The 21675-nt window shown below is 55.4% G+C and carries 17 protein-coding genes and 2 pseudogenes; 2 read left to right on the top strand and 17 right to left on the bottom strand.

Going from position 1 to position 21675, the window contains the following annotated elements; all coding sequences use genetic code 11:
* The coding region (gene mobA / locus BN3277_RS07525) for a molybdenum cofactor guanylyltransferase (protein ID WP_148501006.1) at positions 1-361 on the bottom strand (361 nt) is incomplete at its 3' end.
* Between the two features lie 132 nt (positions 362-493).
* Here mobA and BN3277_RS07520 point away from each other — a divergent pair.
* Both BN3277_RS07520 and BN3277_RS07515 read left to right on the top strand, forming a co-directional pair.
* Positions 494-1711 (top strand): MFS transporter, encoded by a 1218-nt coding sequence (locus tag BN3277_RS07520; protein ID WP_059041631.1) that lies wholly within the window; start codon positions 494-496, stop codon positions 1709-1711.
* Between the two features lie 184 nt (positions 1712-1895).
* Positions 1896-2873 carry a LacI family DNA-binding transcriptional regulator gene (locus BN3277_RS07515; protein WP_059041630.1) on the top strand — a complete coding sequence of 326 codons (978 nt, stop codon included), beginning with the start codon at positions 1896-1898 and terminating at the stop codon, positions 2871-2873.
* A gap of 70 nt (positions 2874-2943) precedes the next feature.
* On the opposite strand, the gene BN3277_RS07510 is transcribed toward BN3277_RS07515, so the two are convergent.
* The 16 genes and pseudogenes from BN3277_RS07510 to BN3277_RS07435 all read right to left on the bottom strand — a co-directional run bounded on the left by BN3277_RS07510 (position 2944) and on the right by BN3277_RS07435 (position 21673).
* Positions 2944-4695: a glutamine--tRNA ligase/YqeY domain fusion protein gene (locus tag BN3277_RS07510; RefSeq protein WP_059041836.1), complete on the bottom strand. Its 1752-nt coding sequence runs from the start codon at positions 4693-4695 to the stop codon at positions 2944-2946.
* A 94-nt stretch (positions 4696-4789) separates the two neighbouring features.
* The gene (locus BN3277_RS07505) at positions 4790-5317 is read right to left on the bottom strand and encodes a GNAT family N-acetyltransferase (protein WP_232436355.1); all 528 of its coding nucleotides are present in this window, start codon (positions 5315-5317) and stop codon (positions 4790-4792) included.
* 13 nt (positions 5318-5330) lie between these two features.
* The gene (locus tag BN3277_RS07500; protein WP_059041629.1) at positions 5331-6557 is read right to left on the bottom strand and encodes an MFS transporter; all 1227 of its coding nucleotides are present in this window, start codon (positions 6555-6557) and stop codon (positions 5331-5333) included.
* A gap of 143 nt (positions 6558-6700) precedes the next feature.
* On the bottom strand, positions 6701-8770 hold the full coding sequence (locus tag BN3277_RS07495; RefSeq protein ID WP_089153318.1) for a molybdopterin-containing oxidoreductase family protein: 2070 nt from the start codon (positions 8768-8770) through the stop codon (positions 6701-6703).
* Between the two features lie 340 nt (positions 8771-9110).
* Positions 9111-9947, bottom strand: coding sequence for a formate/nitrite transporter family protein (locus BN3277_RS07490; protein WP_059041628.1), 837 nt, complete (start codon positions 9945-9947; stop codon positions 9111-9113).
* Positions 9948-10199: 252 nt separating this feature from the next.
* Positions 10200-11561, bottom strand: a complete 1362-nt coding sequence (locus BN3277_RS07485) for an FAD-dependent oxidoreductase (RefSeq protein ID WP_059041627.1) — start codon at positions 11559-11561, stop codon at positions 10200-10202.
* 370 nt (positions 11562-11931) lie between these two features.
* Positions 11932-12735, bottom strand: coding sequence for a (2Fe-2S)-binding protein (locus tag BN3277_RS07480; protein ID WP_059041626.1), 804 nt, complete (start codon positions 12733-12735; stop codon positions 11932-11934).
* 14 nt (positions 12736-12749) lie between these two features.
* The gene (locus BN3277_RS07475; RefSeq protein WP_059041625.1) at positions 12750-13613 is read right to left on the bottom strand and encodes an ABC transporter ATP-binding protein; all 864 of its coding nucleotides are present in this window, start codon (positions 13611-13613) and stop codon (positions 12750-12752) included.
* Positions 13614-13850: 237 nt separating this feature from the next.
* Positions 13851-14735, bottom strand: a complete 885-nt coding sequence (locus BN3277_RS07470; RefSeq protein WP_059041624.1) for a M15 family metallopeptidase — start codon at positions 14733-14735, stop codon at positions 13851-13853.
* Positions 14736-14944: 209 nt separating this feature from the next.
* A pseudogene (locus BN3277_RS07465) lies at positions 14945-16105 on the bottom strand (DEAD/DEAH box helicase); the annotation flags it as partial.
* Positions 16106-16150: 45 nt separating this feature from the next.
* Positions 16151-17821, bottom strand: coding sequence for an ABC1 kinase family protein (locus BN3277_RS07460; protein WP_059041623.1), 1671 nt, complete (start codon positions 17819-17821; stop codon positions 16151-16153).
* Positions 17822-17824: 3 nt separating this feature from the next.
* A pseudogene (locus BN3277_RS07455) lies at positions 17825-18132 on the bottom strand (phasin family protein).
* Positions 18133-18202: 70 nt separating this feature from the next.
* Positions 18203-19051 carry a uroporphyrinogen-III synthase gene (locus BN3277_RS07450; protein WP_059041622.1) on the bottom strand — a complete coding sequence of 283 codons (849 nt, stop codon included), beginning with the start codon at positions 19049-19051 and terminating at the stop codon, positions 18203-18205.
* An 88-nt stretch (positions 19052-19139) separates the two neighbouring features.
* On the bottom strand, positions 19140-20216 hold the full coding sequence (locus BN3277_RS07445) for a GerAB/ArcD/ProY family transporter (protein ID WP_059041621.1): 1077 nt from the start codon (positions 20214-20216) through the stop codon (positions 19140-19142).
* Between the two features lie 34 nt (positions 20217-20250).
* Complete coding sequence (locus BN3277_RS07440) at positions 20251-20475, bottom strand: hypothetical protein (RefSeq protein WP_059041620.1); 225 nt, start codon at positions 20473-20475, stop codon at positions 20251-20253.
* On the bottom strand, positions 20468-21673 hold the full coding sequence (locus BN3277_RS07435) for a Ger(x)C family spore germination protein (RefSeq protein WP_059041619.1): 1206 nt from the start codon (positions 21671-21673) through the stop codon (positions 20468-20470). Before BN3277_RS07435 ends, BN3277_RS07440 begins: the two co-directional genes overlap by 8 nt.
* Positions 21674-21675: the final 2 nt, after the last annotated feature.

Here is a 21675-nt window from a genome sequence, read left to right as displayed (position 1 = left end):
CCGCCCGGGCCGCCGCTTCCTCCGCCGCCTCGGCCCGCTCCAGCAGCGCGCGGAACAAGCCGCTGTTCGCGAACGGCGTATCGCACGCCACCGCGAGACTCCAGCAGGTCGCCGAGCTCTCCAGCCCGGCGTGCAGGCCGGCCAGCGGACCGTCCCCCGGGAAGCGGTCGGTCACGACTTCGAAGCCGAACCGGTCGTAGGCCTCTTTGTTGCCGGCTGCGATCACGATTCTTGAAGCTACCGGCTCCAGCTCCCGGATCAGCCGCTCCAGTACCGTCAACCCGCCAAGCTCAAGAAGCGCCTTGTCGCTGCCCATGCGGCTGGATCGTCCGCCGGCCAAAATGATGGCTGTTGTATTCATCCATTTTCCCCCGATGCATAAATTATGGTAATTCCAATAAAACTTGGTTTGTATCCCCTTTCACCTGTGTGTTACATTGGGATCATAGTCACAAGCTTCCTTTTGTGACCACTTGGACCCGGACAGAAAGGAATGGCGCGTTTGCAGGACAAAAAACGACATTCGTCCTTTTCGTTATTACCGCTAGGGCTAGTTAACTTTTTCATCTACGGAACCATGGTCATTTTTGCTGCCTTTTTTCAATTATATTTGCAGGACATCGGCATGGACAAGCTGGAAATCGGAAGCCTAATGGCAATCGGACCGTTAATTTCGCTGCTGGCTCACCCCTTCTGGAGATACCTGGGCGACCAAAGGCAAAATCCGCGGGCCGTTCTGCTGGTCATGATGCTGGGCTTACTCCTCATGGGCCACTTGATGTTTAAGGTCAACACGTTTTCGATGTTGTACCTGACGATGATTCTGCTTTATTTTTTCCTAAGTCCGCTGCTCTCGCAAAGCAACACCCTCATTCTCGGATATACCGCGGGCACGGAAAATCAATTTGGCACCTACCGCATTTGGGGTTCGCTCGGGTGGACCTTCATCGCGCTGGCCGCCGGGCCGATTATCGACGCCATCGGCCATAATGGCAGCTCGCTGCTCTTCAGCGTGACGTTGATGCTCGCGATCGGCGCGACCCTCCTGCTGCCCTCCATTCGCCAACCGTCCCAAACGCCTTGGCTGAAAGGCGTGGAGCTGCGGCGGGCGCTGCAGAACAAATACCTGCTTGCCTTCGTATTGTTCAGCATGCTGGTGGCGGTTCCAAACGCGATGAATGGCATTTTCATGCCGTTATTTATGACCGATTTGGGCGGGTCGCGGCTGGCGGTTGGCGGTGCCGTGTTCTTATCAACGGCGTTTGAATTGTTGGCGTTTATCCTGCTGGATCGATTTTTGAAGCGGAAAATGTCCTATTTACTCGCTTGTATCACCATCGTCAGCCTGTTGTTTGCCGTTCGCTGGGATCTGATGTCCGAAGCGACGAATCCGCTCCAGATTCTGCTTATTCAGCTGCTGCATTCCGTAACGTTTGGCGGATTTTTCTACGTCGGCACCAAGCTGATCACCCTGCTGCTGCCGCGCCCGCTGAGGTCCGCGGGACAAGCGGTATACACGTTTGCCGCCAGCGGACTTGCCGGCGTGATTGCAGGCTTTTGGGGCGGGTGGCTGTTCCAAAATTTCGGATCTGTCGTCATGTACCGGTCCGGAGTCGCCTTAACGCTGATTGGTGCGCTGGGGTTCGCCGCCATTTGGTACCAGGTTCGCCATCACGGATATTCACCGAATCTCGGGCCGGATGAGCAATAAGAACGGCGGGCTTCCCTCCGCCATACGAAAGAAAACAATGCCTGATGCTGTAACGCCCTCGTCTTCAAACGAGGTGACGCCGGCAGAGGGCATTGTTTTCTTTACTGCAGCTCCAGTGTAAAATATGAAATGCATTCCATAGCAAGATATTTTTTGACCTCTTTCGGGGAAGGAGCGGTTTGCCTTGCCGAACATCAAACAGATCGCGGAAGCCGCCGGCGTCTCGGTCACGACCGTATCTCGCGTGCTGAATGGTCACCCTTACGTCAGCGCAGCCAAACGAGCTGCGGTTGAAGACGCCGTCCGCCGGCTCAATTACTCGCGGAATATGAACGCCGTTCATTTGATCAAAGGCATTACGCAAACGGTAGGCGTCATCCTGCCCAACATCAACCACTATTACTTTGCCCGGATCATGGAGGGGATGGCTCAGGAAGCGCTGAAACACAACTATCAGCTGATGTTGTGCCAGACCGACTACCGTCCAAATGAGGAGCGCAAGGTGCTGGAGATGCTGCGCAATAAGCAGATGGACGGGCTGATCATTTGTTCGCGGGCGCTGTCGCTCGGCGAGATCGAGAAGTATGCCGACTACGGGCCGATCGCATTATGCGAGCGGGTGAGCGGCCGCAACCTCTCCTCGGTGTATATCGATCACTACGCCAGCTTTCAAACCGCCATCCGCCATCTCTGGGAAAAAGGGCGCCGCCGCATCGCCTTTACGATCAGCCGCCGCAACAGTCCCAGCAGCCGCAGCCGCCTGCAGGCTTATGCTGACACCCTCGCAGCTTTGGGCGGACAAGCCCGCGAGGATTGGGTGCTGGACGGCTGCCTTGATTGGGAGGATGGCGCGGAGTTGGTGGACCGGCTGCTTGCGATGAACGAGCGCCCGGACGCCTTGCTGATCACCGGCGACCAAGTCGCCGCCGGGTTCATCCTCACTGCGCGCCTCCGCGGGATCGAGGTGCCGGGCGATTTCGCCGTCATCGGCTTCGATAACCAGCCGATCGCTAGCCTGCTCGGCATAACGACGATCGACAATCGGTTGTCTGAGATCGGGGAGCGGGCTTTTTCCACCGTCCATACGCAAATTACCGACGGCGAGAGCAAGCCCAGCTCGGAGGAGCTGCGCTTCCGGTTCATCGAGCGAAGCACCGTGTGAATATAACAAAAAGGAGCCTGCATCTTCCGCAAGGCTCCTTTTGATTTCACCTGAACTTTGAACCGCCGTCTTACGCTTTAGGCAACTGGAACGAGCTTTTCAGCGAAACAATGCGGTTAAACACCGGTTCTCCCGGCTTCGAATATTTCGTATCCACGTTGAAATACCCATGCCGGAAAAATTGGAATTTATCCTGCGGCTGCGCATCCTTCATGTTGGGTTCCACGAAGCCGTGGGAAATCGTCAGCGAATTCGGGTTGATGAGGTCGAGGAACGTTTTCTCCTCGGCAGGATCTGCGGCCGCATCCCCAGCTTCGGATGCTGCGTCATCGACCAGACCCTCCACTGTCTCCTCCAACGCCACATTTGCCGTTTCCTCAGCTTCCTCTTCCAGGATCAGCGATTCATACAACCGGAATTCGGCAGGCACCGCTTGCGTCGCTTCGACCCAATGGATCGTGCCTTTGACCTTGCGGCCGGTAAAGCCGGTACCGCTCTTCGTCTCCGGGTCGTACGTGCAGTGGATCTCCACCACATGGCCTTCCGCATCCTTGATCACGTCGTTACACTTCACGAAGTAGGCGTTTTTCAGACGGACTTCGTTGCCCGGGAACAACCGGAAATATTTGCTTGGCGGATTCTCCATAAAATCGTCGCGTTCGATGTAAATTTCCCGCGAGAACGGAATTTGACGGTTGCCCATGTCCGGATTTTCCGGATTGTTCTCCGCCTCCAGCCATTCGATTTGTCCTTCGGGATAGTTGGTGATGACAACCTTCAGCGGATCCAGCACGGCCATCGTACGCGGAGCTTTCATCTTCAAATCCTCGCGGATAAAATGCTCCAGCATTTTCGGATCTATATTCCCAAAGTTCTTGGAGATCCCGGTTTCGTAAATAAACGCCTTGATTGCCTCCGGCGTATAGCCCCGGCGGCGCAGCCCGGAAATCGTCGGCATCCGCGGATCGTCCCAACCATCAACGATACGTTCATCAACGAGCTTCTTCAGCTTCCGCTTACTGGTCACGGTTTGCGACAGATTCAAGCGCCCGAATTCGTATTGATGGGACACGTTTGGCATTTCCGTTTCGGCAATCGTCCAGTCGTAGAACGGCCGTTGGTCCTCAAACTCGGTCGAGCACAGCGAATGCGTTACGCCTTCAATCGCGTCCTCCAACGGATGAGCGAACGTGTACATCGGATAGATGCACCATTTGTCGCCGGTGTTGTGGTGGGACGCATGGACGATCCGGTAAATGACCGGGTCGCGCAGATTGATGTTCGGCGAAGCCATGTCGATCTTGGCGCGCAGCACCTTTTCTCCGTCCTTGAACTCCCCGGCACGCATGCGCTCAAACAGGTCGAGGTTTTCCTCGATCGAACGGTCGCGGTACGGGCTGTTTTTCCCCGGCTCGGTTAGCGTTCCCCGCAGCTCGCGGATTTGGTCGGCGCTAAGGTCGTCGACGTAGGCTTTGCCTTTTTGGATCAGCAGCACCGCGCGGTTGTACATCTCCTCGAAATAATCCGACGCAAAATGCAGCTCTTCCCAATCGAAGCCCAGCCATTTGACGTCCTCTTTAATCGAATTCACGTATTCTACATCTTCCTTAACAGGGTTGGTGTCGTCGAACCGCAGATTCGTCCGTCCGCCAAACTCGTCCGCCAATGCAAAGTTAATCCAAATCGCTTTGGCGTGTCCAATATGTAGGTAACCGTTGGGTTCCGGAGGGAACCGCGTAATGACAGTCTTCACCTTGCCGGATTTCAAATCTTCCGAAATGATGTTCTTAATAAAATTGGGAGGGGTAAAGTTGTTCTCCACGAATATCAACCTTTCCAATCGAGTGCTTCCCGATTTTTCTTCTTCTAAATATACCGATATCTTTCGAATAGTTCAATGCCGGAACCTTCACCTGCTAAACCTTTCGCCACATTAAAATATCGTCTACATACGCTCCGTTTATCCAAAACTCGTCGACCAACCGGCCCTGCTCCACAAATCCGCAGCTTTGGTAAAACGCAATCGCCCCGGGATTGCTGGCCAACACGCGCAGCGACAGCTTGCGGACGCCTTGCTCTGCCGCCAGTTGGAGGAGGGCCTCCATCAGCACCCGCCCGATGCCCTGTCGCTGGTAAGCCGGATGGATGGCGATGTTGAGCTCAAGCACATGCCGGTTGCTTGGCAGCGGGGTCGGCGGCTTAAAGCCGATATAACCGCAGATGTCCTCGCCGATGCCGGCCACGATTTGACTCCCCGGGGGGCAGCTTTGCAGGAACTGCTCTCGCGAATCCCACTTCATTTTTTCCGCTGGGGTATTGTCTTGGTCCCAGGTTAAATGATCAATTTCTATTAAAGCAGCCGCATCGCGCATTTCCGACAGCCGCGTCCAAATGTGATGTTGGTTCATGATATCCATCCCTTCGACGTATGAGGTAAGGGCCATGGGCGACCGCCGCCTATGTAGACGGCAGGCCGGATGGCTGTGGACGGTCGTCCCGGTTCATGGCAGCATGCACCAGGAAAGCGGCGACCGACAGCACGGCGATGCCCACCGCCAACCAAGCGACCGGAATCAGCCCATTCCAGTCAAACAGCATGCCCATGGCGTACGGGCCAACAACGCGGCCCGCCGCGCCCATCCCGCCGACCAAACCAAGGTAGAACGGCGCAGCTTTTCCAGTCCGGTCGGAGATAAACGACGGGATCGCCGGCGAGATCAGCATCTCCCCGAAGGTCGTCAGCACCATTGCCGCCACCATGCTTGAGTACGTATGGAAGCCAAGGATCGTCGCGTACCCCAGCATATAGAACAGCGCACTGGCTATCATTTGGGCTTGCGGGGAGCCGGCAAACGTCCGCTTTATCCACAAAATAAACGGTTGTCCCACAAAAATCAACAGCCCGTTTAGCGTCCATAGAATGCTGTAGTTCCATTCCGGCATGCCTTGGGATATGGTGTACGGCGATACGCCGTTGTTCCAAATACAATTGCCAAGCCAGAGAAAAAACGACCCCACCCCCATAAACAGGTAGACGGGATACCACCGCAGCAGCGGCCAGACGCTTTGTCCTTCCACGGATTTTTTGCGTTTCTGCACGTGCAGCTCGCCTTGGCTTTTTTGAACCCTGTTCAAATAAAACCAGAAAAACAACGCAAACGCAGCCGAAGTCAATCCGTTCAATATAAAGCTGAGATCGTACGAGATCTGCGCCAAAAACCCGCTGATCGCCGTTCCCAACGCTACACCGATATTGTTAGCCACGTAAATGACATTAAACAGCTCCCCGCGCCGCTCCGCAAAACGGAAGCCGATAAATGCCTGAATCGCCGGCATCGACGTTGCGTTAAAGAAGCCAACAAGCAGCATCAGCAGCATAAACAGATGCCAGTTCCCGCTCCCGTAAGGCAGCAGCAGCAAAAACAGCGCGTTTAATGCCAGGCCGCCGACGATCAGGCGCTTTACGCCCAGCCGATGATACAACGCCCCGCCCAGCAGCTGCCCGGCAATCCCGCCGACCGACATGACCAGAATTACCAGACCGGCATCCGTTACCGTCCGTCCCAGCACCTTAAACACAAACATCGTGACCAAGGGCCACATCAACGAACCGCCGGCCGAGCTGATCAAGCTCGCCACCAAGAACACTTTGACTTCCCGTGGATAAGACTGCAGCCATCTCATTTCTTCTCCCCCTTTGCTGCAATATGTACAAAAAAGGAGAGCCACCAGGGGCTCTCCTACTACCGTTTCGGTATGCAAAATTTGCTTGTACAACGCCCAGATTAGAATAGTATCGCCTAAAAGCGCAAGTCAGGCAAGTACATCTATCGCCGCTTTACATCAACGACGGTGGAAAAGAACACCGCCCCGCCGCCCATATCGGACAGGCGGTCCGGGGTAAGGGCATTCGCGCGCGTAGGCTTCCCGTCTTCTTGCTGCCACCACAGCCCTTGGCTGACGACCGTGCCCGGCAGCATTTTGTCGGTAACGGACGCCTTGACATCGTAGCTGCCGCGGTCGTTCCAGACAGTAACCTCGTCGCCATCGGAAATCCCACGCGCGGCAGCGTCGTCGGGATGAATCTGCAGCAGCGGGCTTTTTTCCAGCGCCTGCAGCTTCTCCACATTACCGAAGGTGGAGTTCAGGAAGCTGTGGTTCGGCGGCGAAACAAACATCAGCGGGTATGGCGCGTCCTTGCCGGGACGACGTTCACCGTCATAACCTTCCACCAGCGGCACATAGGTGGGCAACGGCGGCAATCCAGCCCGCTCCAGCGTGGCGGAGTACAGCTCGATCTTCCGCGACGAGGTGGGCAGACGGTCCAGCCAGGTTTGCTGCGGCTCCATGTTCAGCTTCACCGCCCGTTGCTCCTTGAGCTTCTCGAGTGTAACGCCTTCCAGATACGGATTGTGGCGGAAATCCAGCGCCTGCCGGATCATGTCCTCTTCCGTGTCAAGGAAGGCTTCCTCCTCAAACCCCATCGCCGCGGCCAGCAGCTTAAACGTGTCGACGTTGCTTTTGCTTTCGCCCCGAGGCGCGATCACCGGCTCCTGGAGCTGGATATAATGATGCCAATAAGAACCGTATAAATCCGTATTCTCAAAGGATGACGTCGCCGGCAGCACAATATCGGCATATTTTGTCGTGTCCGTCAGGAACAAGTCGTGTACAACGGTGAACAGATCCTCCCGCAGCAGGCCCTGCTCCACCTTGCCCGAATCCGGAGCCACGACCGCCGGATTCGAACAGTAGACGTACAGCGCGTGGATCGGCGGATCCAGCTTCAGCAGCACGTCTCCCAGCTGGTTCATGCTCACCGTGCGCGCGCCCGGATTCGGCCGCAGGTCGGGGCGCTCGAGCGCGGTTGCATTCATCTTGCCGTACGCCCCATTGGACTTGAACGCGCCGCCGCCCGGCACGAGCCATTGGCCGGTGAGCGCCGGCAAACAGCTGATCGTGCGGACCGTCATACCGCCGTTATCATGATGTTGCAGCCCGTTGCCGATGTGGATGTAGGCGGGCGAGGTTTCGCCGTACATCACAGCCAGCTTCACGACCGCCTCGGCCGGCACGCCGGTAATCGCCGCCACGCGCTCCGGCGTGTACTGCTTCACGTGCTCGCGCAGCTCGGCATGGCCAAACGTATAGCGTTCCAGGAACGCTTCATCCACCAGGCCACGCTCGAACAGCACGTGCATCATCCCCAGCGCCAGCGCCGCGTCCGTGCCGGGATGCAGCGGAATAAACCAGTCGGCCCGCTGCCCCGTTCGGTTGCGGTGCACGTCGATAACGACAAGCTGGGCACCTTGTTTGCGGGCTTTTTCGATCAGGGCGACCTGATGCATGTTGGTGCTGACGAGGTTGCCGCCCCAAACGAGGATCAGCTTCGCCTGAACCGTCTCTTCCGGACTCGTCCCGCCGCCGAATCCCATCGTAGATCTCCATCCCGCGTTGCCCGCGGAGTTGCATATGTCTTGTTGCAGCTGGGTCGCCCCCAAACGGTTAAAAAACCGCCGGTCCATGCCGTCAACGCTCAAAATCCCCATATTGCCGTAAAAGCTATACGGCAGGATCGACTCCGGCCCATGCTCTTGAATTAGCGCCTTGTAACGCCCGGCAATTTCCTGAACGGCCTCGTCCCAGGTGATGCGTTCAAACTTCCCCTCCCCCTTGGCTCCAACACGTTTCAGGGGATAAAGCACCCGTTCGGGATGGTAGACCCGCTCCGCCATATTGCGGACCTTGTTGCAGATTGCTCCTTGTGTTATTGGGTGATCGGGATTGCCGGTCACCTTGACGATTTTTCCGTTCTCTTTATGAAGCAGCAAGCTGCACGTATCGGGACAATCCAACGGACATACCGCCGGAAACACCCCGTTTGGTTCATGGATCATGTTCCACCCCTCCTGTCTGTAGCCTATTGTAAGGAAAAAACATCCCCGGCGTAAACCCCCGCTCACCATTTCCCTGTTCCTGGCCCCTCTTTGCACGATTATCCCTTTCGCTCAGGCACACCTCATCTATTAGAAGCTCTGTGACTTTTCTGCTTCTTTATGATCTACTTGAACGAATCCTTCCCTTCTGACTAACTGATTCAACGGGATAATCACGCAAAGGGGGCCCCACTAGTACAAATCGCCCAACGTCCCCCCTCTCCTCTTCAACCGCGAAAACGCAAAAAAACCGCTCCCCCTAGCTGGGGGAACGGCTGAGCTAACCATTGTCTATTCACATTTATAAAGTTTTGCTCATTGGGGTGGATGGGGAGGTCGCTGGCTCGGTTGCCGATGCGTCCTTCTGGCCCTTGTCCTTCAGGTAGGCGGTCCAATATGCCGCAGCCACGAAGATGGCGCCGCCGGTCAGATTGCCCAGCCATACCGGTACGAAGTTCTTCAAGTATTCCCCCCAGGAATAATATCCCTCAAAAATCGCCGCCGGGATCAGGAACATGTTGGCGACGACGTGCTGGAAGCCAATGGCGACGAAGGCCATGGTTGGGAACCAAATGCCGAGGATTTTGCCGCTCATGTTATCTGCGCCGTAAGAGAGCCAGACCGCCAATGCAACCAACCAGTTGCAGCCGATGCCGGATACGAACGCTTGCAGGAAATTGTCATCCAGCTTATGTCCGGCCATATCCACCAATTTATCAAGATAAGGGCCGCTGGAGGTCAAACCCACCACATGCCCAAAAAAGTAAGCGACAAACAAAGCGCCAACGAAATTGCTCAACGTGATCAGGATGAGATTCTTGAACATCTCCCCGGTGGAAATCCGACCCGCCATCCGCGCTAACGGAACGGCCATCATATTACCGGTCAAGAGCTCCCCGCCCGCCAGCAACACCAGAATCAGTCCGATCGGGAACACCGCAGCCCCGATAAAGTTCGCAATGCTGCCCCATTCTGCTGGAGCGCTGCTGATGACGCGAATATCGAGCAGAAACCCAAGCGCAATAAACGCCCCGCCCAAAAAACCAAGTACGAGTACGGTCAACAATGGATTATGCGCTTTTTTGATGCCGTTTTCCACGGTTACGTCGGCAATTTGCGCAGGTTTATAGTAAGCCATGATCCATTCTCCTTTTTCAATTGCTTGACTTGTTGCGTGTCATTCTTGCTTTTGATCCGTGTCTATTGTAGCGTGCCGATTTGCCCCGGATAAGTAACATTGATCACGTTAACGTTTTCATATGGTGAAATTATTCACATCTCTATGAACCCATCGCCCTTGGGCCAAAAAAAGCCGGACAAAGGAGCAGATCGCCCCGTTTGTCCGGCTGGAAGTTGATGTCTAGTTCGTCTTATGCCTCTGTCATCGCCATTAAGCGTGAACGGTCTCCCGTTTCGGTACTTCCGGCAGCGCCCCCAAGCCTGCGCTGTTCAGGAAATTCCACGGTTTGTTGTAATGCGGCTGGAAGAAGAAATCGACAAAAGCGAGCTCCTCCATCTTCATACCGTTTTGGATGCACACCGAAATCGTGTTGATCGACTGGGTCAGGTCCACCTTGGACATGATCTGCGCCCCCAGGATTCTGCGGGTGTTCTTCTCATACACTACCTTCAGCATGACCGGTTCGTGGGTTGGCATGAATTCCGGCCGGTAATGATCCGTAATAAACACCGCTTCTGCCTCCAATCCGGCATCCTTCGCCGCTGCTTCCGTCAACCCGGTTCCCGCTATATTATCCTCGTAGATTTTGATACCCGAAGTACCTTGGGTGCCCATATACTTCACCGTTGGCACTATCAGGTTACGAGCCACCAACGTCCCCATCCGAACGGCGTTCGTAGCCAGCGGGATATACGCATGCTGGCCTGTCGGGTTATAGAATACCGCGCAGCTGTCACCCGCTGCATACACGTCCTGCTTGCTGGTACGCATATATTCGTCAACGATGATCGCGCCGTTGCCCAGCATGTCGACTTGCCCTTTCAGCAGTTCCGTATTCGGACGGAACCCGATACACATAATCACGAGGTCGGCAGCGTATGCGCCTTTGTCGGTGATGACTTGGGCCACTTTGCCGTTTTCGCCCTCGAACCGCGTCACCTTTTGGCCTAAAGCCAGCTGGATGCCATGCTCGCTCAGCGATTGCTCAATTCTATCCGTGTATTCCGGGTCAAGGTATTTACTCAAAATGCGGTCTTCCGCGTCAATCAACGTCACTTGCTTGCCGTTCAACTGGAACGCTTCGACCAGTTCCACGCCGATGTAGCCGGCGCCAACCACCACGATATGCTCCGCTTGCTGCGCTTTCTCAATGATTGTATTGGAGTGATTAAAGTTCTTCGAAAGCACGATGTTCTCCAGGTCGCTGCCTTCAAACTTCGGTACGATCGGCCACGACCCGGTCGTGACGATCAGCTTGTCGAACGTATCTTCGAACAATTCGCCGGTCCCCAGATTACGGGCTTGGAGTGTTTTGGCATCCGTATCGACCGAGACGACCTCATGTTGCATCTTTGTTTTTACACCCAGTTCAGCCAACTGCTCCGGCGAGGAGTAGAACAACCCTTGCGGATCTTTAACCATTCCCCCGACATATAAGGCGATGCCGCACGACAGGAACGAGATGTTGTCGTTTCGTTCGTAGACGGTGATTTCCGCTTCCGGATAAAGTTTTGCCGTATTCACGATCGCTGCCGTGCCTGCGTGGGTACATCCGATAACTGCTACTTTCATGATTTCTTCCTCCTCCAATGTCATTGCCTGTAATTTGTAAAGAGATAACGGATTATTTGTGAAATCCATCACTTATAAATTTATGTTCTTGTGAAAACTTTCACCTCATGTCCTTTATTATAGTGTGACTTTTTTCACATTGCAAGGGGGTAATAGCGAATTTTTAAAATATTCACATTTTAAATGTTCTAAACAAGCCTATCTCAGGTTTCCCGGCCATCTAGAATGTTAAGCAGGAAGGTTCAGGGATCGGCAAAAATAAAAAAGCACCTGGCCCGAATCCTGAAGCTTTCATCTTCAGGTCTGACAAGTGCTTTGTCTTGTTTGTTTGCTTTTGTATGGTCCCTAATTCTGCAGCTTTAGCGGAGCATCACTGCGCTTGAGCTGCAGTGAGCTGTTCCCGGATCTCGGCGTACTTGGCCTCCCGTTCCGATTTGGAGAGCTTCGGACACCCGTAACAGTAGCCATGGCCGCTATCCGTTCGATAAGCCAAGCAACAGGTCGGCTTCATCGGCGACTTCTCGCCTGGCCGATAGGGATCATCCAGCAATACTTCCTTGATTTGATAAGGATTACGTTTCAAACCAAACGCCTCTCCCGGCATCTGCTTAACCTGTTCATAATCCTCCATTAACCGGGAGCGTAAGGCTTCACTCTCCAGACGGCCCGCTATAGCGTTCACATAAAATTGAACTCCCAATGGCAGCTGGCCCCATAACTGGGCGATCGGCAACCCCGAGACGGCCGCGATACTCTCCATGAGCGGACGCAGCACCTCCCCGTAGAAACGGCCGAGCTCGTTTCCCCGTACAGACGAACGCTCACCAGCAGGCCAAGGGTGTGCCGACTTATCGTCCAGCACAAAATAAACCCAAGGAAACCCGTTTACCATCACGAGCTGAATCGTTAGATTTTCCAGCGAAAAGTGGAGCCTTCCCGGCGTGACGGACACCATGTATTGCAGCGCTGCGCATACCACTCGCCAGCTCGTTGCGAAATACGTCGCGGACACTTGCAGATCAAGCCCCTTGATCTGCTCCTGATACAATTCCAAAAAAGAAACCAGCTGCTCGCGATCCAGCAGCTTTACCGCCGGCATCGTGAACAGCGCATCCGTTCGTTTCTGTATGACGATTCCTAATTGCTGCTCAAGCAGCTGATAATCGATACTCATGTTTGGTTCCTCCGCTACAGGAACGAGACCACTTTGGGCGAAGCCTCTTCGGGTCCATCGTTTTTGCCTTTGCGTACTTTGCCTTCTGCTGCTGCCCGGTACAGTTCGTAAGGAAGACACAGAGGAACGCCGCTTCTCGGATCCGTGACGATGTCCGCCTCAATACCAAAAACGTCGCGCAGCACATTGGAAGTAACAACCTCTTCCGGCGTGCCGGTAGCGACTGCCTGACCTTGCTTGATCGCGATCATGTAATGAGCGTAGCGGGCGGCATGGTTCAGATCATGGACGACCATCACAATCGTCCGGTTGGAGGAGGCGTTAAGCTCTTCGAGCAACTGCAACACTTCCAACTGGTGCGCCATATCCAGGAACGTCGTAGGTTCGTCGAGGAACAGCATATCCGTCTCCTGTGCCAGCGCCATCGCAATCCAGGCCCGCTGCCGCTGACCGCCGGACAACTGTTCCAGCGCGCGGTCGCTGAACTCACTCATCCGCGTCGCCTCAATCGCCCACTCTACGATTTCTCGGTCCTCGGACTTCAGACCGCCGAATCCTTTTTGATGCGGAAAACGCCCGTAAGAAACGAGTTCATAAACCGTCAACCCTTCTGGGGCGGTTGGGTTTTGCGGAAGGATAGCCAGCTGTTTGGCGACTTCCCGCGTCGATTGCTTATGGATTGACTTACCGTTCAGCAGCACGCTGCCGGACTTCGGCTGAAGGATCCGGGCCATCGTTTTCAGGACCGTTGATTTACCGGAGCCGTTCGCTCCAACCAACGCCGTGATTTTCCCCTCGGGAATCGAAATGTTTAAGTCTTCGACAATCAGACGATCCTCATAGGCGATGTCCAAATGCGAAGTTTTTAAGGAGACCATGGCACTCTTCCTTTCCGTGTCCAACTGAATAAATCCGCCAAATGTATCATCTTAAATTAAGAGTCCGAATAACGGCTTCATCATGAATTCATATAAACTTCATCTTCTTAAAGATACTGATAATCATTATCAGGTGTCAACTGTTAATTTTAGTGGATACTGTACTGGCGAAATATAAAAAAGACGCCCGCAGGCGTCTTACCACTCCATGCATACGACTCGGGCGGTCTTCAAAGCTTATTGACCCGAAACCGGCACGGCATCGTAATATTCTTCTAACGTGATATTCCGTTCTCCGATGTCGGTGGAGATTTCTTTCCCCACATAGCGTAGGTGCCATGGCTCATATTTATAGCCGGTAATGTCTTCCTTGCCTTCCGGATAACGAATGATAAATCCATATTCCGTTGCATGATCCGCGAGCCAGGCCGCTTCCTTCGTGTCGCCGAAGCAGCTTTCCGCCGCGCATTTGCCATCGCTTCCCGATACGTCGATCGCCAGCCCCGTCTCATGCTCGCTGTGGCCAGGTACGGCGCTGTAAGTCTTGGCCACTTCCTCGCCGTCCTTCGCTACATAACGGTTAAATAGCGATGTCTGGGTGCTGTGCGAACGATACGCCGACACGCCGGCCAGATAGATGCCGTCCTTTTCGGCCCCTGCAAACAGCTCCTCAAGCGCTTTAGCAGCCTCTTTGCGCATCATCCGTTTTTCGATTTGTTCCTTAAATGTAAACCGAACATCCGGATAAACCAGATCCTTTGGCTCATAATCGTCAGGCAGAGCAAACTGCTTGTTAATCAACACCGCCACACTCTCCGGGTCAGCCATCGCCGCACGGTCCCCTCCGCTGCTGCTATCCGAACCAGCCGGCTCTTGCGCTGGATTCGCGGAATCCCCGTTATCGGCACTATCGCCATTTGCTGCGTTGTTGCCTTCGGCCGTTTGGTCATCCTTGGCGCCGGCCGCATTCCCCGAATCGGCATTGGTGCCGGCAGCCGCGTTTGAGCCGTTCTCTACCGGCGTCTGCGGAGCATCCGCCGCTTGTTTCCCGCAGCCGGCAATGAGAACCGACGTCAACATCAGCGCTACTGCCGCGGTGATCAAGCCTTTCTTGCTGTACATCCTGGTTCCTCCCCTATGGCGGGTGCCCCGGCAAATCGTATCCTGGGACACCTTTTGTATGTTTTGTTGATTCTATCCTTTTAAACGCATACACAACTAGATGGTTTGAAAAAAAAGCCGCCATTGACTTCACATCAAATTTAACTCCCAATCGGCGCCTGCCCCCTTAATCCACCACTAGATGAGTATAAGACACAGCCCGTCCCGGTGCGGCCTACGGCGACAAGCTTCTCGGCGCCCGAACCGGCGCCGCTCTTCTCATAACGCTGCCGCTCCAGCTTGCGGCCGATGCCCCGCTCGATCAGGCGCAGCGCCTCCATATCCTTCTGCGCCGCAAACGTCACGGCCACGCCCTTCTCCCCGGCGCGGCCCGTCCGCCCGATGCGGTGGATGTAGCTGTCCACATCGTGCGGAATGTCGTAGTTGAAGACGTGGGTGACGCCTTCCACGTCAATCCCACGCGCCGCTACGTCTGTCGCGACCAGCAGCTCCAGCTTCGCGTCGCGGAACGCGCGCATGACCTGTTCGCGCTTCGCCTGCGACAGGTCGCCGTGCAGCTCGTCCGACTGGAAGCCCGCTGCTTGCAGCGCCTCGTTAAGCGTGCTGGCCCGGCGCTTCGTACGGCAGAAGATCACCGCCAAGTACGGACGTTGGCTGCGGATCGTCTCGATCAGCGCGCTCTGCTTGGTGCGGTCCGTGCACTCCACCAGGATCTGCCGGATGCTGTCCAGCGTCACGCGCGAGGTTTCGGCGATCCGGATGTCGCGCGGCTTGTCCATATAAGCCTTGGCCAAGCGCTTGACATTGTCCGGCATCGTCGCTGAGAACAGCATCGTTTGGCGGCTCCGCGGAACGAGCGAAATAATCTCCTCTACCTCGGCTAAGAAGCCCATATGCAGCATTTGATCCGCTTCATCCAGCACCAGCATGCGAACGGCCCCCAGCGTCAGGGAGCCCCGGCGCAAATGATCGAGCAGCCGGCCCGGCGTGCCGATAACCAGCTGTGTGCCGTTCTTCAGCTTGCGCAGCTGCCGCTCGACGTCCTGGCCGCCGTATGCGGCCAACACGGATAATCCCTCGCGGGCCTCCGCCAGCTTCCGGGCCTCCGCGGTAATTTGAATCGCCAGCTCCCGCGTCGGAGTTATGATCAACGCCTGCGCCTCGGGGCGATCCGGACGGATTTTCTCCAGAATGGGCAGCAGGAACGCCAGCGTTTTGCCCGTGCCGGTCTGCGCTTGCACGATGGCATCTTCGCCAGATTGCAGCACGGGAATCGCCGCCGACTGAACCGGCGTCGGATTCACAATGCCTTGTCCCTGCAGCTTGCGGAGCAGGACAGGCGATACATTTAAACTTTCAAAAGTCGTCAACAGGTTTCACCTCATCTTCTTCAGCTTCCTTATTGTAACACAACCTTAGAACCTTCCCGACCGGAAGATGGAGAACAGCAGCCACAAGAACATCAGCGTCGCGACGACAAAGCCGATTTCAATCGCCGGAATGTCCCAGAGCAAGGTCGGCATCCGTGAAAGGGAGGAACCGATAATAAGTCCAACCATAATGATGCTGAAAGCCAGCAACACAATGCTAAACGACAAGCGGTTGCTGATCTGATCCAGCTTGCGAAGAAACTGTTCCATCTCCGGGACGTTCATATCCATCTTCAGCTTGCCGCGAGCCAGCGTACTCGACAGCTTACGCACCTGCTGCGGGAGATCCACCAGCGAATCCGTCAACTCGGCAGCTTCGTCAAACAGCCTCTTGCCGAGGCGGCGAGCGGCGTATTTCTCCCGCAGCAGCTTACGCCCAAAGGGCTCAGCCAGGTCTAGAATGCTTAAATCCGGGTCGAGCGCCAGCGCGACCCCCTCCACCGTCAGCAGCGCTTTGCCAAGCAGTAAGAGGTCGGCGGGCAGCACGACCTGATGCTTCTGGGCCGTCGCGAACAGGTCCTGTAGCGCCTGACCGATCTGAATCTCCGCAAACGGGATATCGTAGTAGCGTTCGCGGAGCCGTTCCAGGTCCATCCGCAGCCCGGACGTATCGGCATCTTCACCGACAAGGCCCATTCGCAGAATCGCCCGCACCATCCCCTCGGTGCTTCGCCGCATCAAGGCGATCACCAGTGAAGACAAATGATCCTTCATCTCCCCGCTCAGCCGCCCGACCATCCCGAAGTCGATGAAGGCCAGCTCGCCATTGCGGGTCACCAGCAGGTTGCCGGGATGAGGGTCGGCATGGAAGAAGCCGCCCTCAAAAATTTGCCGCAGCAGCGCGTTCACCAGCCGCTCCGCCAGCTCCTTGCGGTTGTACCCCAACTCATCAATAGCCAGCAGACGGTTGAGATGCTCCCCCTCCACAAAATCCATCGTCAACACGCGGGACGTCGTCAACGGCCAATGGACCCCGGGGATATAAATCCCCTCGTCTGCCTGGAATTGCCGGCGAATCTTCTCCATGTTCCGGCCTTCAAAGCTGTAATCCAGCTCCGCCCGAATCGAACGGGAAAATTCCTCGACCATTTGAGGAATTTGATACCGGGATACCCAAGACCAACGTTTGATCGCCAGCATCGTCAGATGCTGCAAAATGTCGAGATCCAGCTCAATCACCGGAGAGATACCGGGCCGTTGGATTTTGATCGCGACCGGCTCCCCCGAGATCAGGCGGGCGCGGTGCACCTGGCCGATGGAAGCAGCGGCAAGCGGTGTCTCGTCGAAGCTCTGGAGCAGCTCCGCAAGCGGCTGGTGCAGCTCCGCCTCCAGTATGCCGCGGGCCTCCTCGGCCGGAAACGGCGGAACCTGGTCCTGCAGCTTCACGAGCTCCTGAATAATCGCCTCCGGCAGCAAATCCGACCGCGTGCTGGCCAACTGCCCGACCTTCACGAAAGTTGGGCCCAACTCCTCCAGCACCAGCCGGATGCGCTCCGCCAAAGTCCGCGCGCTCGGCTCGTCCTTGCGCAATCGGCGCAGCGGCAGGCGGATCAGCCGGGTCAGGCCGATTCCTTCGGCCAAATAGCCAAAGCCATGGCGCCCAAGCGCCATGGCGATATCACGATAACGGCCGGTATGTCGGACAAAGCTGCTCATCGCTTACGGCTGCTGCATCTCGGCGAGCTTAATCTCCAGTTCCGCCACCCGCCGCGTCAATTCCTCCACCTCTTTGGCCGAGGCTAGGCCCATGTTCTGCAGCGCGGCCCGGACTTGCTCATTCACCAGCTCCTTGAACTTGGTTTGTTCCTCAGCGCCGCGGTCAATCAGCTTCTCCACCAGCTGTTTGGATTCGGAGGCGCCAACTCGCCGCGCTTCACCAAATCGTCTACGATGCTCTCCACTTTCTCCTTGCTCGTGATCGTCAAACCCCATCCCAGGGAAATCGCTTTTTTCAGTAAATCGCTCATTACCCATCTTCCTTTCCATCCGAGGTTTGGTATTGCCTACCCTACACTTATCATTACCCAATTAGGCGCATTATTCATCCTTGCTGCGAGGGGCCGCAAAAAGCAGCTCGGCTTCGCCCGCATAATAACGGGCCAGTTCAACCATCATGCTGCCCATGCGTTCTTCCTTGGGGGCCAGCACGCGGGGCACCCCGGCTTCGTATAGCCCGGCTGCCGTCACTTTGCCCACGGCCACCGCCAATACCGGCCCCTGCAGCGCGTCCATCAAAACCTCAAGCCGCCCTTGTCGCTCCGCATGCTCCATCAGAAACCGCACCTGCGGTCCGCTTGTAAACGTCACGGCATCAACCTGCCCGGCGAGGATATCGCTTAACAGCTGCTCCAACGCCTCTGCGGGAGGCGCAATATGCCGGTAAGGCAGAAGCTGCCGGCAGGTCGCCCCTTGCTCCTCCAACCAAGTGACCAGCCGCGGTGCCGGATCCCCATGCAGCTGCAACATCACGCTGGCACCGCGCAGATCATGATCCGCCAGCCCGCGAATGAGCCCCTCGGTACTGCCATCGTCATCGCGTACAATTGGCGTGAGCTGCCGCTTTTTCAGCGCATTGACCGTCTTGTAGCCCCGAGCTGCAATCTTCCCCGTTTGAAGATGCTCCCGCAATGGATCGGCAACGCCCATCTCCTCGGCCATATCAAACAACGCATCCAGCCCCATCCCCGTCGTAAAAATGGACCAGTCTGGCGGCTGCTTCACCCAATCCACAATACCGCTACGCAAGACCTGATCGTCCAGCAGCACGGTTCCTTGTGCTGGTCGATACATTGGAGTACCGCCCATGTTCTCCACCAGCTTGCCCAATTCCTCCGCCCGTCGGGGCCCGGTTAGTGCGATTCTTTTTCCTTCCAGTCTCCGTGCCATCGTATCCCTCCCAGGTTGATCCTATTCGCTACCTTCAGCTTATACGACGGAGAGAGCGAAGTAAATTGCCTTTTCGGCCGATCGGAAGTTACCCTGTCTTGGGTTCCGGTTTATTTCGGCGTGGACGAAGCACGGCAAAGAACAGGATCGGAAGGGCGAGATGAAAGGTGAGCGCAATGAACGGCAACATGAAGTTAAAATGGAATTGCTGCAGTGCATTTCTGAAAAACCAAACGGAGCAGGCAAATGCAAGCGCGCCGACGGGAGCCGTCATCAGGCGGCCGGACAGCTTGGGAACAACGATTTGCAGGGTGTAGCACAGCACATAGAGATCGAAAGCGATTTTACCCAAGGCCGTCGGATACCAAAGCGCCATCAGCAGCAAATCGAAACGGTCGATAAAATCGGTGATCTGGATTTGGCGGATCATCTCGTAACCGGGATGAATCAATTTTCCGACCAGCGGAATGCCCAGAACCATCTGCGAATTCAGCAGCAGCACGATCATCATGACACTGCCGATGGCCAGGCTGATATAACCCGCCGCAGCTTTATAATATTTCCCGGAGATTACAAGCGGAAGCGCCAGAATTTCAGCCTGATACGGGAAAACGAACCACGTCCCCTTCATGATGCCGGACCAATCCGGGGAGAAGTAAGGAATCAGGTAATTGAGGTGCAGATCTCGTGCCAATACCAGAACGATAAAAAACGTAGCGCCGAGAAAAATCGGGATGTAAATTTCGCTGAGGCCCAGAAAAGCCCGAATCCCTCCCTGGCATATGTATACCGCCGTCGCGGTGACCATCAATCCGAGAATCGGGATTGGTGTCCGGTTCAGCAGCACCGTATTGGTGAAGTCCGCGATGACCCGGATGTCTCTCGCGCTAATAAACAGTAGAAACAAAAGGTAAAATACGAGCAATGACCTGCCGAAAATAGGAAATCGGCCGGCCAAAGCCTGCAGCAAATTACGATCGGAAAATCGCTTCAACGTCATCGAGACCATCCACAACGCTACCATGCTAATCAGCCCGCCTATGACATAGCTCAACATAGCATGCTGGTGCGCCGCCTGCGTTGCCAGAGAAAACGTCTGCAGATACGAAATGGATCCGATGTACAGGATCCCCAGCAGAATGATTTGCCGTTTGGTTATTTTCATAACAGGCCACACTCCTCCAGATTCGGTTGGGTTATCAAAGTTGATGAAACGGCACCCATGGCCCCAGCACCCGGCCCAGCCAATCCGTCAGATAGAAGACGCGAGAGGCCCGTGTAACATAGATCAGAATCCCGAAGGAAACAGCGAATACCGCATAAAATACCCATCGGCTCAGCGCCCCACCTTCCCGGAGCGCATCCCGATCCCGGAAACAGCTAAAACCGATCAACAGCAACAAGGTAATGTAGGAACTAGTCATGATTGAGATACTCCTCTCTGATCCCCAACGAGTTCATTAATTCCCCGCTGTTCTCCAAATGAATATTCGCACGAACTCGAACCTTAACTTCCGGCAGCTTGTCATGCCAGCGGTGTTTGATTTTTTTCCATGCGGCAGGGTACTTGTTTTTGAAGGCGGTGCTCAACCCAAAAATATCGGATCGATGCTTATGCAGCGTTTCGTTGATAATTGCCTGCATCTCTTTAGCCAGATACTCATTGGCGTGCTTCTCCAGCGGCATCATCATCGTGTACTGGAGCTCCTGGCGAGTCACATTTTCCAAAATCAGACCGTTCGCTTTGACCTCCAAGTCGAATGAGATTTCCCCTTCCTCCAGATGAGGACGCAGCTTTCGGCGGATTTCGTTTAATACGATCGACGCCGATTCTTGCGGATGATGGTCCCCCATAACGATCGTGAGCTTAGGATTCAGTGCCTGTCCCATGGCGATCAGCGCCATAGGCGTTTGCTCTGCGGTTAAATAACCCGACAGCTTGTCATCGTGAAATATGCCCAATCCATCCAGCTTGACCAGGCTTTGCCCATTCCCAACTTTTTCAGGAACACTTTCCGTCGTTGACATGACCGGGATGGCTAGGTCGATCCCTTCAGTTAATAGCGTATTGGTCATGCTTTGGATGGAGACGGGGTCCTGCATGGCCGATTTGGCCAGCTCGCGGATCATTTCCGAAGGCGATTGCTCAATCGGGGCTTCAACGTCCAGTAACTTATACCCTGGCCCGCGGCTAAGCACGACATAGGTCGTTAAGCGGTTTTGCGGAAACCGACCCAAAACGTCGATGCCCTCCCCAATTCCCGATCTGGCAAACTCTTCCCCTATAATCGTGACCCTCCGGTGTGAGAAGTTGATGATCCGGGATAATTTAGCCTGAATCTGCTTATTGGCCTGATAAGGCGAAGGCGCCGTTTGGGAAACCATCAAGTAGGTTTTGCTGCCCGAGGTTCCGCCTCCGCCCCCTTGACTGCCGGCCCCGCCCAACGAGCTGGGCAATGCGATTTGAGCGGTTGAACGAATTTCACCTTGCTCCATGTCGGTGGCGGAAGCCAGAACAAAAGCAACATCGTTCACTTCGATACGGTCCCAACAGCCCGTTAAGAGTAGGGGAAGCAGCAGAACTACGCCAAGGGCCCGGGCTTGGATTAATTTCGCTTGCACGA

The organism is Paenibacillus rubinfantis, assembly GCF_001486505.1.
Lineage (GTDB): Bacteria > Bacillota > Bacilli > Paenibacillales > Paenibacillaceae > Fontibacillus > Fontibacillus rubinfantis.
This window is presented reverse-complemented; position numbering and strand designations above follow the sequence as displayed.